16 protein-coding genes and 1 riboswitch are annotated in these 16,616 nt (G+C 39.1%); of the genes, 13 read left to right on the top strand and 3 right to left on the bottom strand.

Annotation, left to right across the window (positions count from 1 at the left end; translation table 11 throughout):
• Nucleotides 1–46 precede the first annotated feature (46 nt).
• Nucleotides 47–661 (top strand): PH domain-containing protein, encoded by a 615-nt coding sequence (locus tag MHI18_RS09465; protein WP_340847112.1) that lies wholly within the window; start codon nucleotides 47–49, stop codon nucleotides 659–661.
• Between the two features lie 220 nt (nucleotides 662–881).
• A complete protein-coding gene (locus tag MHI18_RS09460; protein WP_340847111.1) occupies nucleotides 882–2,135 on the top strand; it encodes a cytochrome P450 in 1,254 nt (417 codons plus the stop codon).
• Between the two features lie 47 nt (nucleotides 2,136–2,182).
• On the opposite strand, the gene MHI18_RS09455 is transcribed toward MHI18_RS09460, so the two are convergent.
• Entirely contained in the window at nucleotides 2,183–3,736 is a 1,554-nt protein-coding gene (locus MHI18_RS09455) for a phosphodiester glycosidase family protein (RefSeq protein ID WP_340847110.1), read from the bottom strand.
• 192 nt (nucleotides 3,737–3,928) lie between these two features.
• On the opposite strand from MHI18_RS09455, the gene MHI18_RS09450 reads away from it, so the two are divergent.
• The 6 genes from MHI18_RS09450 (at nucleotide 3,929) to MHI18_RS09425 (ending at nucleotide 9,883) form a co-directional block, all read left to right on the top strand.
• On the top strand, nucleotides 3,929–4,498 hold the full coding sequence (locus MHI18_RS09450) for a nitroreductase family protein (RefSeq protein WP_340847109.1): 570 nt from the start codon (nucleotides 3,929–3,931) through the stop codon (nucleotides 4,496–4,498).
• Nucleotides 4,499–4,646: 148 nt separating this feature from the next.
• Nucleotides 4,647–5,699: a fatty acid desaturase gene (locus tag MHI18_RS09445; protein WP_340847108.1), complete on the top strand. Its 1,053-nt coding sequence runs from the start codon at nucleotides 4,647–4,649 to the stop codon at nucleotides 5,697–5,699.
• A 540-nt stretch (nucleotides 5,700–6,239) separates the two neighbouring features.
• Nucleotides 6,240–7,367, top strand: a complete 1,128-nt coding sequence (locus tag MHI18_RS09440) for a sensor histidine kinase (protein WP_340847107.1) — start codon at nucleotides 6,240–6,242, stop codon at nucleotides 7,365–7,367.
• Nucleotides 7,368–7,378: 11 nt separating this feature from the next.
• The gene (locus MHI18_RS09435; RefSeq protein WP_340847106.1) at nucleotides 7,379–7,978 is read left to right on the top strand and encodes a response regulator transcription factor; all 600 of its coding nucleotides are present in this window, start codon (nucleotides 7,379–7,381) and stop codon (nucleotides 7,976–7,978) included.
• A 104-nt stretch (nucleotides 7,979–8,082) separates the two neighbouring features.
• Nucleotides 8,083–8,799 carry a 3-ketoacyl-ACP reductase gene (locus tag MHI18_RS09430; RefSeq protein WP_340847105.1) on the top strand — a complete coding sequence of 239 codons (717 nt, stop codon included), beginning with the start codon at nucleotides 8,083–8,085 and terminating at the stop codon, nucleotides 8,797–8,799.
• 208 nt (nucleotides 8,800–9,007) lie between these two features.
• Complete coding sequence (locus MHI18_RS09425; RefSeq protein ID WP_340847104.1) at nucleotides 9,008–9,883, top strand: LCP family protein; 876 nt, start codon at nucleotides 9,008–9,010, stop codon at nucleotides 9,881–9,883.
• 43 nt (nucleotides 9,884–9,926) lie between these two features.
• Here the strand turns inward: MHI18_RS09425 and MHI18_RS09420 are convergent, their stop codons facing one another.
• Nucleotides 9,927–10,997: a tetratricopeptide repeat-containing glycosyltransferase gene (locus MHI18_RS09420; RefSeq protein WP_340847103.1), complete on the bottom strand. Its 1,071-nt coding sequence runs from the start codon at nucleotides 10,995–10,997 to the stop codon at nucleotides 9,927–9,929.
• An 87-nt stretch (nucleotides 10,998–11,084) separates the two neighbouring features.
• On the opposite strand from MHI18_RS09420, the gene MHI18_RS09415 reads away from it, so the two are divergent.
• Genes MHI18_RS09415 through MHI18_RS09400 form a run of 4 tightly spaced genes read left to right on the top strand, consistent with a single transcriptional unit; the run spans nucleotide 11,085 to nucleotide 13,449 of the window.
• Nucleotides 11,085–11,393, top strand: a complete 309-nt coding sequence (locus MHI18_RS09415) for a hypothetical protein (protein WP_340847102.1) — start codon at nucleotides 11,085–11,087, stop codon at nucleotides 11,391–11,393.
• A gap of 38 nt (nucleotides 11,394–11,431) precedes the next feature.
• The gene (locus MHI18_RS09410) at nucleotides 11,432–11,887 is read left to right on the top strand and encodes a GNAT family N-acetyltransferase (RefSeq protein ID WP_340847101.1); all 456 of its coding nucleotides are present in this window, start codon (nucleotides 11,432–11,434) and stop codon (nucleotides 11,885–11,887) included.
• A 17-nt stretch (nucleotides 11,888–11,904) separates the two neighbouring features.
• The gene (locus MHI18_RS09405; RefSeq protein ID WP_340847100.1) at nucleotides 11,905–12,387 is read left to right on the top strand and encodes a tetratricopeptide repeat protein; all 483 of its coding nucleotides are present in this window, start codon (nucleotides 11,905–11,907) and stop codon (nucleotides 12,385–12,387) included.
• A 21-nt stretch (nucleotides 12,388–12,408) separates the two neighbouring features.
• Nucleotides 12,409–13,449: a glycosyl hydrolase family 18 protein gene (locus MHI18_RS09400; RefSeq protein WP_340847099.1), complete on the top strand. Its 1,041-nt coding sequence runs from the start codon at nucleotides 12,409–12,411 to the stop codon at nucleotides 13,447–13,449.
• Between the two features lie 84 nt (nucleotides 13,450–13,533).
• Here MHI18_RS09400 and shc read toward each other — a convergent pair whose 3' ends face one another.
• Nucleotides 13,534–15,420 carry a squalene--hopene cyclase gene (gene shc, locus MHI18_RS09395; protein ID WP_340847098.1) on the bottom strand — a complete coding sequence of 629 codons (1,887 nt, stop codon included), beginning with the start codon at nucleotides 15,418–15,420 and terminating at the stop codon, nucleotides 13,534–13,536.
• 121 nt (nucleotides 15,421–15,541) lie between these two features.
• On the opposite strand from shc, the gene MHI18_RS09390 reads away from it, so the two are divergent.
• Nucleotides 15,542–16,255 carry a YwaF family protein gene (locus MHI18_RS09390; RefSeq protein ID WP_340847097.1) on the top strand — a complete coding sequence of 238 codons (714 nt, stop codon included), beginning with the start codon at nucleotides 15,542–15,544 and terminating at the stop codon, nucleotides 16,253–16,255.
• A gap of 121 nt (nucleotides 16,256–16,376) precedes the next feature.
• Nucleotides 16,377–16,460: riboswitch (cyclic di-GMP riboswitch) on the top strand.
• Nucleotides 16,461–16,616 lie beyond the last annotated feature (156 nt).

The raw sequence follows: 16,616 nt of genomic DNA, 5'->3' as shown, positions 1-16,616 counted from the left end.
ATGATAAAATCTAATAGTTATAATTTACCAAGAAAGGGTTGATAATATGTTTAAGAAAATGGCAGCAGATGCGTTGGGAATATCCGATATCGGGACGATTATTTCACCAGTTGATTATGATAAAACAGATGCCGATGACTATGTCATGCATGAAGATGATGAGAAGATTTATTTTTTAATTAAGACGAAGGCAGATGAGTATTGCTTTACGAATCTAGCGATCATTCATGTGGATGGGGAAAGTGCCATTTCTTCGAAACGGACCTTGAAGCGGTATCCATATGCGCAGTATAAAGTTTCAGATGTATTTCTTGAAACAGCTGGGAAAATCGATATGGATGTAGAGATTAAATTTACGATTGGTAAAGAGAAAATGGATATTGATGTTAGAAAAGATCAAATTGAACAATTGAAGGATCTATATAAATCACTGCTTCGGATATCGGAAATCACCCACGAGAATGATATCCACTTAGAAATGGGCTCAACCAGTCTAGATAAAGCTGTTCTCGTGCTCCAAAATTCTAGAACAGATGATTCTAAACTGGCGGATACATTCCGTGAACTAACAGACTTTGGCTTTACTTGGCTCTCATCTGTCCGTGAGCAGTATCATGTTAAAGATTTCGGTGACGTTTACGAAAAGTATATTAATAATTAATCTATGAAGGAAACCTTGCTCATTGCAGCAAGGTTTCTTTTTTGTCAGGGGTAAAATAAACGTCATTTTGATGATCATCCCGTCTGGACAAAATCCATACCCCTTTGGGTGTTTTTTCTTATTCTCAGGATAGTCAGAGCCATTTTGATCATACTAAATAGTAAAGTTTTACAATTTCAATCTGGGTATTTATAAATAGTAAATTTTAGGGGTTGAGTGTATGGTTTCTGACATTCCGAAAGAAAGAGTACTTGATAATACAATCTCTGTTATAGCTGAAGGGTACCGATTTATGTCAAATCGTCGCATTCGCTTAAAATCAGACATATTTGAGACACGGTTAATGGGTCAGCGGGCGATTAGTATTTGCGGTGAGGAAGCAGCAAAGCTGTTTTATGATAATGACCGGTTTATTCGAAAGGGCGTCGTTCCGAAGCGGATACAAAAGTCTTTATTTGGCGAGAGCGGCATCCAGTTGCTTGATGGAGAAGCTCATCGGCATCGTAAGCAAATGTTTATATCGATTATGACTCATGAGCGGCTGCATGATCTGGCGCAGATTACGAAAAGAAAGTGGAATGATAGAATCACTAATTGGGAACAACGAGATAAAGTGGTCTTATTTGATGAAGCGGAGGAGGTGCTGTGTCGAGTTGCCTGTGAGTGGGCCGGTGTGCCGCTAAAGGAAGAAGATGTTGAAAAGCGTGCAGTAGATATGGGGCAGATGATAGACGCGATTGGTGGGATAGGCGAGCGTTATCAGCGTGGGAAGAAAGCTAGAATTCGTTCTGAAGAATGGATAATGGATATTATCGAACAAATCCGTGAAGGAAGCATCACACCGCCCGCTGAAACGGCAGGAGCTGTAATTGCTTTTCATAAGGATTTACAAGGAAAGTTATTGGACACACAAACGGCAGCGGTCGAATTAATCAACATTTTGCGTCCGATTATAGCGGTAGGAAGGTTTATCACATTCGGAGCATTGGCGCTGCATGATTATCCAGATATTCAAGCGAAATTAAAAACTGATCATGGACGATACAGTTTGATGTTTGTACAAGAAGTTCGGCGATATTATCCATTTGCTCCGTTCTTGGGGGCAAAGGTAAAAGAAAATTTCACCTGGAACGATTACGAATTTAAAAAAGGGACTCTAGTCTTACTTGACCTGTATGGCACCAATCAGGACCCTTCTGTATGGGACCATCCTGAAAAATTCCAGCCCAAACGTTTTGCTGATTGGAGGGAAAGCCCGTTTAGTTTTATTCCTCAAGGAGGCGGCGAGTATGACATAGGCCATCGCTGTGCAGGTGAGTGGGCGACCATTAACATAATGAAAGTAAGTCTTGAATTTCTTACTAAGCAGATCACCTATGAATTACCTGAGCAAGATTTAACATATAACCTCATTCGCATCCCTAGTTTGCCGAAAAGTGGTTTTATCATTACTCAAGTGAAACAATCAAGCTAATGAGAGAGACCATCGAGTGTTCCCGTTGGTCTCTCTTTCACATCTAGTTAGTTCTGTGTAAATAATATGGCATCTCCAACAGGTCGTTCCCCGGCTGAATCAGAAGGATGATTAACAATCTTCCCATTAATGACCATCGTAGTTGAACCGCCGCCATCTAAATTGAGTGCATCTTTTGCACCGAGTGCTTTCATTAATACGGCGCTTTCTTGGAAACTGAGTCCAACGCTTATTTGTGGATTTCGCCCATCTACAGCGACGAGCAGGATCGTTCCATCTGGTTTTATACCTGCTAGGGTACGTGGGTTACGATTAATTCCAAAACGGTAGAAGAAATCATGACTCCATTTGAAGCCTTCTCGTTCAGCGTCGATGAAAAATTGATTGTTTTTCACCAGCAATGGGCCGCCATTTACGACTGAAGTCTTTGGTGTGAGGGATAACTCTCGTTTGTCAGACTGAACATGAGTCTTCGTCATTACTTTCATCCCAACTGTAGCATGGGTTCTCAACCACGCGGCTGCTTCTCCGGTCCCGCTGAGTACTGATCCATTTCGAGGTATGATATGACCTTGAAACTCATCCTGTAGGATTACTTCTCCTTGTTCATTTAAGACAACCTCAACACCAATTCCTACGGGAGTGACCGTATCAAAAATTGGCTTATAGAGAATGAGTTCGCTATCCGAGTGACAGGTTATATCGTGCAATGGTTTTAGATTAGTTAGACTCCCACAATTTCTACTTAATCCAGTCACACGGTTTATTCCGTTCACGTCTCGTTGAAACCCATCAGAAGATTTTACTTGTATCTGAGTAGATAAAACAGAAACGTTTGCTTTCCGCTTAGATAACACGAGTCCTGAACGGTGATTTATACCTTCGCTGAGTAATTCACCGTTGATGATGGAAATACCGGCTAAATCGCCAGTTGTTCCTTCGTTTTCTTTCATTACGAAATATCCGCCGTTTATAGCAGCTATTGCATTTGAACGGGCAGCTATCCTTGATACTGTTTCTTTTCCACTAACTTCTCCATTAGCTAATGTTATAAATAAGTTGTCGGAGACTTTTCGATTAATTTCTAAAATATGTATTGTCCAGGGACCAGTTGTTTTGGTACTTGATCCATCAAATCCGTTATAAAGTACTTTTCCGGAAAACCCTTTAACCGATAGTTGAGTCTTGACTAATTTTGCTTCTGATTCTTTTTTATAATTTCTTGATCGGACACTGTATCCGATTATGTCTTCACGGATGTCATTGAAGTGATCGTTTTGAATCGGAAGAATTGAGAATGAGAAGTTATTAATTGCTAGTTTTTTAATTAATTTACGTGCCGTTGCTTGATCTTCAAAAAAACCCACTTCGACAGTATATTGGTTAGAAGGGCGGCCTCGTTCAATCTTCGTATAGGTCATGTCTGCTGAAATTTTTTGAATGCTTCTTTTTTCATTTAAGTTTTCCATTCCAAGCGGCAATTTATTTTTTTGAAAAGAAATTTGTTTTGCTTCCTTCTGAACACCAGAAGGATAAAAAAGCAGCAGAATGAATAGGAAACTGAGAGTCAGAATCCGGTATATAGGTATATTTCTTCTCATTAGTAGCCACCCTCTGAACTGGTAATGTTATTATACAATAACATTAAATAGGAGATAAAAATAGGTGTATTTTACTAGAAATTGGTTTGGGCATTAGTTTATATAATAGATGAAATAGAAATACTTTCTGCAAAGCTTATATAGGTGGTACTATAAAGGAAATTAAAGTTGAGAAATATTGGAGGAGATCAAATGGAAGCCATGGAGGCCATTTTAACAAGAAGAAGTATTGGAAAGGTTAAGCCTGATCAGGTACCAGCTGAAATAATTGAACAAATTTTAACTGCCGGGATTCATGCACCTAATCATCATCGGACCAATCCTTGGCGTTTTTTCGTCATGACGGGTGAAGGAAGAAATAAGTTAGGTAAGGTTCTGGGAGAAATTACAGAAGCAGAAAATGAAGGATTACCTGCTGATGAACTGGCCGTCAAAGTTGATAAATCAAGCAAAAATCCATTAAGAGCACCCGTTGTTATTGCAGTTGGTGTAGAGCCGAGTGATAAGGGAAATGTTATTTTAGCTGAGGAACATGCTGCGGTAAATAGTGCTGTGCAAAATATGCTGCTGGCTGCCCACTCTTTTGGATTAGGGACCGTGTGGAGAACCGGGAATATCTGCTACCATAAAAAGGTTGCTGAATTCTTCGGATTAACGGAGAAGGGTGAAATTCTTGCTTTTGTTTACTTAGGCTATCCTGATATGGAACCGAGAGAAGTGAACAAAACAGATATAGAATCGTTTACAACATGGATTGACTAACATTTTTCAAAATCCCGATTAACAATCGGGATTTTTTTTATTTTTGAGAGTAAAAAATAACGTAATTACGCAGGATAACTTTATGTGGATATTTAGGGTATATAAGGTAAATTTATATCCAACTAAACTTGCGATTGAGGAGGATGACATGAGTAAACAAAAACAATTGGCATTAAGAAAAGCGGTTGCACCTTTTGAAGGATCTAGTACCAAGGATAGTATCAAACAATTAATCAATACCATTCCACCCTTTTTCTTATCCTGGTATGCAGCGTATCTTAGCTTAGGCGTTTCTTATTGGTTGACCCTTCTTTGCGCGGTCCTAACATCAGGATTTGTAATCAGGATCTTTATCATTTTCCATGATTGCTGTCATCAATCGTTTTTGAAAAGCAAAAAATGGAATAAGATACTGGGTACTATTTCTGGAATCATCACCCTTTTTCCATATGAAAAGTGGAAACGTGAGCATTCTATTCATCATGCTACCAGCAGTAATTTAAACAAAAGAGGAACAGGTGATATTTGGATCTTAACCGTTGACGAATATATCGCATCTTCTTTTTGGCAGCGTTTTGTCTATCGGATGTATCGAAATCCTGTCGTCATGTTTGGAATTGGACCCTTCTATCTCTTTCTAATAAGTAATCGATTCAATCGTAAAGGTGCAAGAGGAAAAGAGCGTACGAACACTTATTTTATTAACCTATCCGTACTTTTCATTTATGGACTATTAGCCTGGTCAATTGGATGGCAGAACTTTCTACTAGTCCAAGCGCCCATTGTATTTATCGCAGGGGCACTTGGAATTTGGTTGTTTTATGTACAACATCAGTTTGAAGACTCGTACTTTGAGGACGAAGAACAGTGGGATTACATCAAAGCCGCAATCGATGGCAGTTCCTATTATAAACTTCCAAAAGTATTACAATGGATTACAGGAAATATCGGCTTCCATCATGTTCATCATCTAAGTCCTAAAGTACCCAACTACAATCTTGAAAAAGTACACGAAGCATCTATGCCGCTTCAGGCTGCAACAACCATAACAATCAGCTCAAGCCTAAGGGCCCTTCGCTTCCGTTTATGGGATAGCGAAAATAAAACATTCGTCAGCTTCAAGGAAATCAAATCAAGGATCAGGCAAGCCAAAGCAGAGATGAGACAAAACACTACAACCTCACACATCCAGGAAAAATAAATAACCACCCAAAAACCATTCAATTTACACCTGAATGGTTTTTTGATAAATTTAAACAAGAAAAGCAAAAAGCCCCCGAACAGCTCACAAAGGAAAAAGGGAGGGACCCGAAAGGCGTTTTTTGCCTTTTGAGGGCACTCATCTTTTCCAAAGTGAGTTGGGGGCTGAGCTGGACAATAAGAAAAGCAAAAAGCCCCGAACAGCTCACACAGGAAAAAGGGAGGGACCCGAAAGGCTTTTTTTGCCTTTTGAGTGCACTCATCTTTTCCAAAGTGAGTTGGGGGCTGAGCTGGACAATAAGAAAAGCAAAAAGCCCCCGAACAGCTCATAAATGGTACTTTAATGAAGCCAGACGGGATTAAGCTTATTCGAGACGGGAATAACACCTGCTTAGACGGGATTAAGCCTATTCGAGACGGGATTCACTCATCCTCAGACGGGAATACCCTTTTCCGAGACAGTTTACCTCCGCTTAAAATCCCCGTATGATAAACATGATGTCTGTATGTTATCTATTCGTTACTATTGAAGGGAGTTATTATGGCAAATTGGTTTCATATTTTTCCGAAGAGAACGGGCCTGAGCCCTTATGTATGGCTGATTTTTTGTATTCTTCCTTTTTATTTTATTTTTAAGTCGTCTTCGGTACTTGAAACGGTTTATGGGATTCTATTAGTCATTTTATTTTTTACTTCCTATGGTCTTTCTTATGTGTCAAAGGGATGGCCGGTTTATGTATGGGTCAGCTTTCAAATCGTAATTAGTATGGCGATGACTAGCTTGTTTGGTTATTTTTACTTCTCGCTGTTTTTAGCGTTCTTCATTGGAAATATTCGTAATAAGGTTGGTTTTTTCACGTTGTATTCGATTAATTTAGTCAGTGTAATTGTTACGATTAATATTGGCTTCCTAACGAAGAATCCGATTTTTTTCACACAGTCTCCCTTTATTCTGATTAGTGTTTTTGCGGTGATTTTGCTGCCTTTTACTACATACAATCGCAATAAACACGATTTACTTGAAGAGAAATTAGAAGATGCCAATAAGCGTATTTCGGAATTGGTCAAGCTGGAGGAACGTCAAAGGATTGCTCGGGACCTTCATGATACACTTGGCCAAAAACTTTCACTCATTGGGTTAAAGAGTGACTTGGCAGGTAAGCTGCTTTCGATAAATGTGGATGCTGCTAAAGATGAAATTAACGATATCCGACAGACGGCAAGAGCTGCATTGAAAGAGGTTCGTGAGATGGTTTCTGACATGCGCGGGACCCGTCTGGACGAAGAAGTCATTCATGTTAGACAACTTTTACAAGCAGCAGACATTGATTTTCAAATGAAGGGCAATGTTCAATTAGAAAATACGCCGTTATTGGTCGAAAATGTATTGAGCATGTGTTTGAAAGAAGCTGTAACCAATATTGTGAAACATAGTCAAGCATCTAGTTGTACGTTAATTATTAATCAATCTTCAAAAGAGGTGCATTTGAAAATTGTAGATAATGGTGTGGGGCTATCCAAAAAAGTAAAGTTAACGAAAGGGAATGGACTTTTAGGAATGAAAGAGCGCTTGGAATTTGTTAATGGAAATCTTGATATGCAAACGCAAGATGGTACGACGATTAACATTAGGGTTCCAAATGTTATTATGCAATCTCAAACAGTTTAGGAGGGGATAATGTGATTCGAATCGTAATTGCGGAAGATCAGCAGATGCTGCTTGGAGCGATGGGTGCACTTCTTGATTTAGAGGAAGATATGGAAGTGGTCGGAAAAGCAAAAAATGGCGAAGAAGCTCTAGAGCTGGTAAGAGAGCATCAACCGGATATTTGCATTACGGATATTGAAATGCCGATAAAAAATGGTATCGATGTTGCAGAAGCATTAAAGAATAGTTCGTGTAAAGTTCTCATTCTTACAACTTTTGCCCGTTCAGGCTATTTTGAACGTGCGCGTAAAGCTCAAGTTGGCGGGTATTTATTAAAGGATAGTCCGAGTGAGGAGCTGGCAGCTTCCATTCGAATGATTATCAGTGGAAGAAGAATCTATGCGCCTGAATTGATGGATGTTGCCTACGAGGAGGTTAATCCGTTAACAGATCGTGAAAAGCAGGTTCTCCAACTGATAGCTGATGGAAAGAACACGAAGGAAATAGCCAGTAATTTATATCTTACCAATGGAACGGTTCGTAATTATATTTCCATCATTCTTGATAAACTAGATGTAAGCAATCGAATTGAAGCCATTAAACGATCACAGGAAAAGGGATGGTTTAAATAGGCAGCCAATGAGGCTGTATGCTTCAGGCGGAAATATTGATTACTTTTCTATGCAGGGATATAATCTTATGACATAAGAAACAGTAGAAGAAAAGGAGTGATCATATGCAAGAGATTCAAGGAAAAACAGCACTGATTACAGGAGCTGGACGGGGAATTGGTCGTGCAACAGCCATCGCTTTTGCAAAAGAAGGTATTAATGTTGGACTTGTTGGCCGTACAAAAGAAAATCTTGAAAAAGTTGCGGCAGAACTAAAGCCTTATGGCGTAAAGGTTGCTTTGGCAGCGGCAAACGTTGCTAATAATGCTGAAGTAATTAAAGCAGTTGATCAGATTAAAGCGGAATTAGGAGCGATTGATATTCTGATTAACAATGCAGGAATCGGTAAGTTCGGCAGCTTCCTTGAGCTTTCTCCAGAAGAGTTTGAGAATATCATTCAGGTAAACTTAATGGGAACATATTATGTAACAAGAGCTGTCTTACCAGAGATGATTGAGCAAAAATCAGGAGATATAATTAATATTTCTTCAACTGCTGGTCAAAAAGGAGCTCCTGTTACAAGTGCATATAGTGCTTCTAAATTTGGTGTTTTAGGATTAACTGAATCGCTTATGCTGGAAGTAAGGAAGCATAATATCCGTGTTAGCGCCTTAACACCAAGTACGGTAGCAACTGATTTAGCAATTGATACGAACCTGACAGATGGTAATCCGGATAAAGTAATGCAGCCAGAAGATCTTGCTGAGGTAATGGTTGCACAGTTAAAACTTCATCCTCGTATCCTTATGAAGTCAGCGGGCTTATGGTCAACTAATCCATAATAGAAAGTAAGAATGGACCTGTCATTATGACAGGTCTTTTTTTTGTATTTTTTCATATATTGTATTTATTGGATATATTTGATAGATTATGTAGAAAGAGCTGAAATAGAAAAGGACGGAAAATATGGCAGGCAGCAGACAGAGTTCTAAGAATGGTAAAAGGAAAGGTAAAAGACGAAAGGTTATTGTATCTTTGTTTCTTGTTTTCTTGTTTGTTTTACTGGGGGCAGCCACCTATTTTTATTATGAATATTCTCAGGCTCTAAATAAAGCAAAAACGGATACAGATACGGCTGTTCCAACGGAAGAAATTGAGTTTAACGGAGTAGAAAATCCTCTTGGGAAAGTGAATGTTCTTCTACTGGGAGTTGATGCTAGAGAAGGTGAAGAGGTTTCTCGGACGGATACTATTATGATTGCTCAGTATGATCCAGAAACGAAGAAGTCAAAACTTGTCTCTCTCATGCGGGATAGTTATGTTGAAATACCTGGATATAAAAAACATAAACTTAACTCGGCCTTTACTTATGGCGGTACAGAACTGCTGAGACAGACGATATACGAGAATTTTGCTATTGATTTACAATATTATGCCTTAATTGATTTTAAAGGATTTACAAAGATGATTGATGCAGCTTTTCCTAATGGAATTGAAATTAATGTAGAAAAAGCGATGTCAAAAAATATTGGTGTAAAATTAAAGCCTGGTTTACAAGAACTGCATGGAAAAGAACTACTCGGTTATGTAAGATATCGTAATGATGCACAAGGGGACTTTGGACGAGTGGAGCGTCAGCAGAAGGTTATTAAGCAGCTGACGAATGAAGTGGTAAGTATTCAGGGGGTAATGAAGTTGCCGACTATGATTGGAACCATACAACCATACATTTTCACCAATATCGAACGGTCTTTATTATTATCAATCGGAACGGCCTTTCTTTCTAATGAAAATCGGAATCTTCAAACGCTTAGAATTCCTCAAGACGGATCGTATCAAGACAAACGATATCCAGGGGCAGGACTTGTCCTAGATTTAGACATAGAAAAAAATAAAGCAGCCTTACAAGACTTTTTAGGAAAGTAAGAAGTCCCCGCCAGAACTTATTAAGTCGGTGGCGGGGATGTAGTTATTCTCCAAAATACCGTTTGAAGAATTCTTGATTATACTGAATTTGTGAATTGTTCGGGAGAAATTCGGCCGCTTTATCGTTATAACTCCTGGCAATCTCCTGATGTCCTAGTCTTGAATAACACAGGCAGAGCTGTAAATTTGGGAGCCATGTGTAACATGAACGGTTGATAAAAGGACTCTTTTCTGGTATTTCTACGATAGTTGCCAGCTTATACCAAGAGATAGCTTTTACTAAATCATTTTGCTCTAAGTACAAAAAGCCCAATCGGCAGCAAATCTCTCCTCTTGGGGTATCGTAGAGAAAGCTTTTTTGACAGATGTCCATTGCTTCAGGATACCTTTTAAGATTAAGAAAACAATCGGCTAATTTTCCGCATGCTTGAATATTGTCTTCAGACCAACCTAGACCCTCCTCTAAAAAGTATTGATACCAAAAAATGGCCTTTTCATATTTTCTATTGTCATTACATTCATTCGCATAATAATATTTGTCTCTGGGTGAAAAGGGTTTCCCTGATTCTAATGCTTTTTCGTAAATAAGTAGATTCCGGTTGCTGGAATGCCGCTCCTTTTGGTGGACTACGGCGATATCGGAAGGAATAATATTTCCCGCTACCTCGAGATATTCATGAACAAAACCAATCCATTTAAAATTATTTTCGCGTTTGACCAACCTATTTCGCCTAGAACTAAAGCTTGGACTGCCATCCTCATTTAACGTCAGATGATAAAGCATAGAAACAGCATCTATTTCTAAGGACAGTGTCTTTTTAAGTGTCAGCAGTTTTTCTCGGTTTTCATCGGTAAATACATCATCAGCATCGAGCCACAGGATGAAATCTTTTGTAGCCTTAGAAAACGAATAATTACGAGCTGCTCCAAAATCATTAATCCATTCGAAATCATATATTTTGTCTGTGAATTTTTTGGCTAATTCCTTAGTCCGGTCTGTTGAGCCGGTATCGATAATAATGATTTCGTCCACGATATCTTTAATTGATTCTAAGCATTTGGGTAACGCTTGCTCCTCATTTTTGACAATCATACATAAGCTAATGGTATTCATTTGTTTGCAATCACCTCTCATTTAACATATTAAGATTTGATAGAAGGTGTGAGTCTGAGCGGTAAAAATAAACGGGAGGAAGAAATCATGTGTGTGCTTACAAAGGATTTAGCATTGAAATTTGAAAAAGCAGAAATCGATTCACTGACATCAAGGCTTACTGCTGTTCAGAGTAGTAAAGGTAACCCAATGTGTGTGAATATTCGCGATTTTGGCGGTGCTCGTGCTTTTTCTGTCAAGCATATACCTGGTCCCGCTTTTAATACGGTAAAGGGTTTAAGTAAGGAGGCTATTCCCTTTCTGAATCAAATCCTTGATTTTTTTAAAGAAAAAGAGATTCCTTGCCGAATTGAATTAACACCGACACACGCGTCATCGAAGTCTATACTTCTTTAACAGAAAGAGGTTTTTATCAGTCCGGTTTTCATACGCTTTTGTATGGCTCGACAAAAGCGAACTATGCTGCTGTTTCAGAAACGATAATGATTCGGGAATTGGAAGATCACGAGTTTGACAGATTCGGTGATATTTACGTTCGGGGATTTGGGATGCCTTCCTTTCTTAAGGAAGATATCACAAGGAATAATCAGGTTCTTTATGGACTGCAGAATTGGAGGTTTTTGGGAGCAATGGCCGCGGGGGAGCTGGTTGGAGTTGCTGTGTTATATACAAATGGTGAATGTGCTGATTTAGCAGCGGCAGCAACTGTCCCTGAAGCACGGAATAGAGGAGTCCAAAGCGCATTGCTTGCAGAGCGTTTTAAATTAGCCGGCAGTCTTGGGTGTGATTACATAATTGGACAAGCCCAATTTGGCTCTGCCAGTCAGCGGAATATGCAGCGAGCAGGCATGAATATTGCCTATACCAAAGCTATTTGGGTTCAAAGATAGGAGGGGATTATAAGAATTTGGATAAGTTGACAGAGGCGTTAGAACTGAGAAAACAGCAGAATTACGTGAAATCAAACGAAATGCTGATTGAATTGGCTGAGACATATCCTGAGGATGCAAAGATTGTTTACCAATGTGCCTGGAGTTTTGATGTTAGGGGAATGGAACGAAGAGCTATTCCATATTATCAAAAAGCAATTGAGCTTGGCTTACCTAACCAAGATGCTCAAGCGGCTTTCTTAGGTCTAGGAAGTACATACCGAACAGTTGGAGAGTATGCAAACTCGAAAGAAACATTAGAGAAGGCACGTAAACTATTTCCGGATAATCGGGCTCTTCATGTGTTTTATGCACTTACACTTTTTAATAGTAATGAGCATCATCAGGCAATGGAGATTCTAATTAACCAGTTAGTTGATACAACCAACGATGAGGAAATTAAACGATATCGGAAGGCGCTAAGTTTTTATGCAGATAAATTAGATACTGTCTGGGAGTAACGAGACATGGAGGAAATACAAATGAATGATCGATTAGTACGAAAAATGATTACACTATTCCTCGTGGTTATCGTTTTCTTTGGTACTGTTTCCTATGCTGAGGCTAAAACAGTGAAGAAAGAGGTACTGGGATTTACAGTGAAGTACAATAAGTTAGATGTCAGTTCGTATAAAGTCATGAATAAACATTCTGAAATGTTGACTTCTATTGCTGCGGCTACACATGTTGTTGATGGGTTAGGAACAATAAGAGGTACTTCGGCCAAGGAGCAAATTACGTTAGCTAATGAAAGAAACATGAACGCGACGTTGATGATAGGGAATGAGTTTAATCGTGAAAATGCTCATAGACTACTAAACAGTAAAACAAATCGAACGAGATTTGCTAAGAATACACTGGCTATTCTTAAAAAAGATCACTACAAAGGCGTCAATATTGATATTGAGAATGTACAAGGCTCAGATCGAAACGTATATACGAAGCTTATAAAGGAATTAGCTGAAGTTTTAAAGCCTAAAGGGTTTAGTCTATCGGTGTCATTGCAGCCTAAAACAGCTGATCACCCCCTGATGACTTGGAACTATGCCTATGACTATAAAGCCGTCGCAAAGTATGTCGATTACCTATTAATCATGACCTATGAAGAACACTACAAATCTAGCTTACCGGGTTCAGTTGCTTCCATTGGCTGGGTGAAGAAAGTCGTTGCCTACACGAAAACGGTTGTTCCAGCTGATAAAATCCTGCTTGGTATTGGTTCTTATGGGTATGACTGGAGTACAAAGGGGAAGACTGTTTCAAGAACCTATGAGGAATCAATGAAGCTAGCAAAAAAATATAAAGTGAAAATTATTTTTGACCGGGTTACAAAAACTCCGAATTTTTCTTATAAAGACGGTAAGGGTGTTCGACATATTGTTTGGTTTGAAAATGCTCAAAGTCTTTCCTATAAATTAGACGTAGTAAACGCAGAAAATTTAAAGGGAATTGGTATCTGGAGATTAGGCCACAATCAAGATGAACAGTACTGGAACATGATTACTAGTAAGCTGTCGAAATAGATACGTGTCGAAAATCTCAGACTGAGGGTACTGTATTAAAAAAAACTCTCCTATTTACTAAGGAGAGTTTTTTCGAGTAGAACACTAGTTAGTTGAGTTATTGAGGTATTTTTCCCGGTAATGGGCAAGCGTAAGCAGCGTGAAGATGTGCTGATAGCTATGGTAATGAATATATAGGAAGTTTGCTAGTCCTTGTCCAGCTGGATAAGAAGTAGTCCAATCATTTTTTTTGCCTTCACGGATCAGGTAGGCAATCCCTTTTTCTATGGAGGCACTTGGCTTGGCTGACACCGCAATCAAAGCATCCAATGCCCATGCTGTTTGAGTTAACGAACTAGTTCCAAGCGGTACATACTTTTTTTTGATATCACTGTAGCAAGATTCACCCCATCCTCCATCTTGGTGTTGGATACTTTTAAGCCATTTGACTGCCCTGCTGATTGCAGGATTTGTGGAATAACCCGAAGCAGCTAAGCCAGTAAGTGCTGCCCATGTGCCATAAATATAACAAACTCCCCATCTTCCATACCATGAACCATCCTTTTCCTGATGAAGAAGAAGCCAATCTGCTGCCTTTTTTATCGATCGATTGGGCATTTGGAGGCCCGCATACTTACATAAAAATTCTAACGCTCTGCCTGTTAAATCTGGTGTAGAAGGATCTGTTAAAATATATTTTGCTTCTTCGACAGGGAGCACGCTTAATAATTCATTGTCGACATTTTTTTCAAAAGCGGGAAAGCCGCCATCGTCATTTTGCATAGAAAGAAGAAATGTCACGCCTCGCTCCCAGGAATTGTGATGATCAGGATTTGAGACAAAGACGGGATGGAGTGCCCGCAGTGAAGCACTTGTATCATCTACATCAGGGTTTATAGTATTTAAATCGGAAAATCCCCAGCCACCGGGTGCTGTGTTTGGATTGTGAATGACCCAATCCCCATATTTCACATGCTGTTTTTTGCATAAATAGGCAGTTGCTTTTTTGATCGACGGTGTTGAAGAAGAAAGACCAGATTCCTGTAAGGCGTAGCTGATTAATGCTGTATTCCAAACGTTTGCGGTTGTATGTTGAATATGCACCTGACCATCAATAGAAGAAGCCATTGCTTTTAGTCCTTCCACTGCCTTAATGATTACCGGATCCTTTTTTGAATAGCCAAGGGAAAGGAGTGCGATAATCATAAAAAAAGTAGAGCTAAAATAATTATAGAGTGTTCCGTCTGGTTCAAGACGGTTTAACATATATTGTTCAATTGAATCAACAGCAAGTGATTTCAGCTTAGAAGGCAGCCCAATTAAGGCTGCTGTACTGGTTTGAAGACTCGAAAATAGAGAACGATAGCCGTTTGAACGTATCTCCTCCCACTCATGATCAGAGCTTCTGCTTTGATGTAAATCACTTAAATCTGGGGCATTCACACCTTTTACCTGAAATTTCTTTTCCCCGAGCAGGACGATCGGCATAAAATGAACTCGTGCATAGATGGAAATATCAAACATATTCACAAAAAAAGTCGGCGGAAGCAAAACAGCTTCTATGGGAATAGGAAAAAGTAATGGCCATTTATATTGACCTGTGACCGTAAGCATTAATCTTGTAAACATCTTAGTCTGCTTTAGTCCGCCTTTTTCAAGGATAAATCGCCGTGCTTTTCGCATATCTGGATCCTCTTTGTTCTTTAACCCTGAATAAAGAAGCGCATAGTAGGCTTCTGTGGTAAGAGAAAGGTTTCCATCCTTTTCATCCGCAAAGAGTTTCCATACACCGTTTTCGCGTTTGCTTTCAATTCGTTTGACTAATGATTGTATTAACTTTTCGTCATTGATCTCTAGAACTCTTAGTAAAATAATCATATAGGCATCGACTACAATATTTGTTTCGAATGGGTCATGCCATGAGCCATCTTTTCCTTGGCTGTTCTGAAGAATAGCCGTAAGACGGTTTATCTCTGGCTGGACATGCTGCATTCGATCACTCCTTTTATAAGACGTCACGAATATGTATATTCTCATCTCAAAGCTAATATACGAAAAAACACTTGATACAAAAGCTGTTTTCTATCATATAGGTAAAGGGGAAGAAGCTGAGATGGATAGATTTATAGGGGATAGTGATGACCATCAGTTTATCTTTTGGTCCGTAGACCATGTATGGGCTCTAGCGGCATTAGGACTACTCATAATAGGTCTCTTCATATTAAAAGGGCGTAGTGTAAATACGACAAGATGTCTGTGGTTAGAAAAAATCTTTGCTGTCACCCTGCTAATTATAGAAGGGTTATACCACATGTGGCTCTTTACGACGGAGCAATGGCATTTTAGACAATCTCTTCCTCTAGAGTTATGCAGTCTTAGTCTTATGGTGACAATCGTGCTGTTATGGACGGGGAATCGCTATTTATATCAGTTTGTTTTATTTGCCGGAATTGGCGGTGCTATTCAAGCCATGCTGACCCCTGTAATGGAATGGAGCTTTCCGCATTTTCGGTACTTTCACTTTTTTTATACACATATAGGCATTATTATAACGGCTCTCTATTTTACTTGGGTAAAAGGTTATCGGCCCACGCTAAGAGGAATTGGAGGAACCATGCTTACTTTAAATATTCTCCTGCCTTTTATATGGTTGATAAATGATCAACTCGGTGGTAATTATATGTTTCTGCGGGAGAAGCCAGGTAGTGGAAGTGTCCTTGATCTACTTGGTCCCTATCCTTGGTATATTCTTTCGATGGAAATAGTAGCACTGAGCGTTTTTTTCATTTTATGGAATTTACTCAGGGGGAATGTGAAAAAAATATGAAATAAACAGAGAGAATAGACCTATAATCTTTAAAAAAAGAGTGAAATTCTTATAAAAACTGCCGATATAATAAAAAATGTGCTCTTCGTTTTTAAGAAACAAAGATTACTTTATAAATGTATTGTGTAAATAGCAAATCCATTGAAAAGTGGAGACGCAAAGCCACGGGCCTACCGCATAGTGCTAGGGCAGCCGGGTTGCCGTACAAGTTACCATGGGTTTATACACTGCACCTTCTTCTGGTGCTTTTTTTTTATTTTGCCGGCAGCTTGGATTATATATACAGTACTTTTAGTGATCATGTGTCTTGTTTAGCATTTGTTTACATCATGTCAGTCAATCACTAAAAGGGGGAAATAAG

Source organism: Peribacillus sp. FSL H8-0477, from assembly GCF_038002765.1.
Taxonomy (GTDB): domain Bacteria; phylum Bacillota; class Bacilli; order Bacillales; family DSM-1321; genus Peribacillus.
The sequence above is the reverse complement of the archived record's forward strand: the minus strand, read 5'-3'. Positions and strand labels throughout refer to the sequence as shown.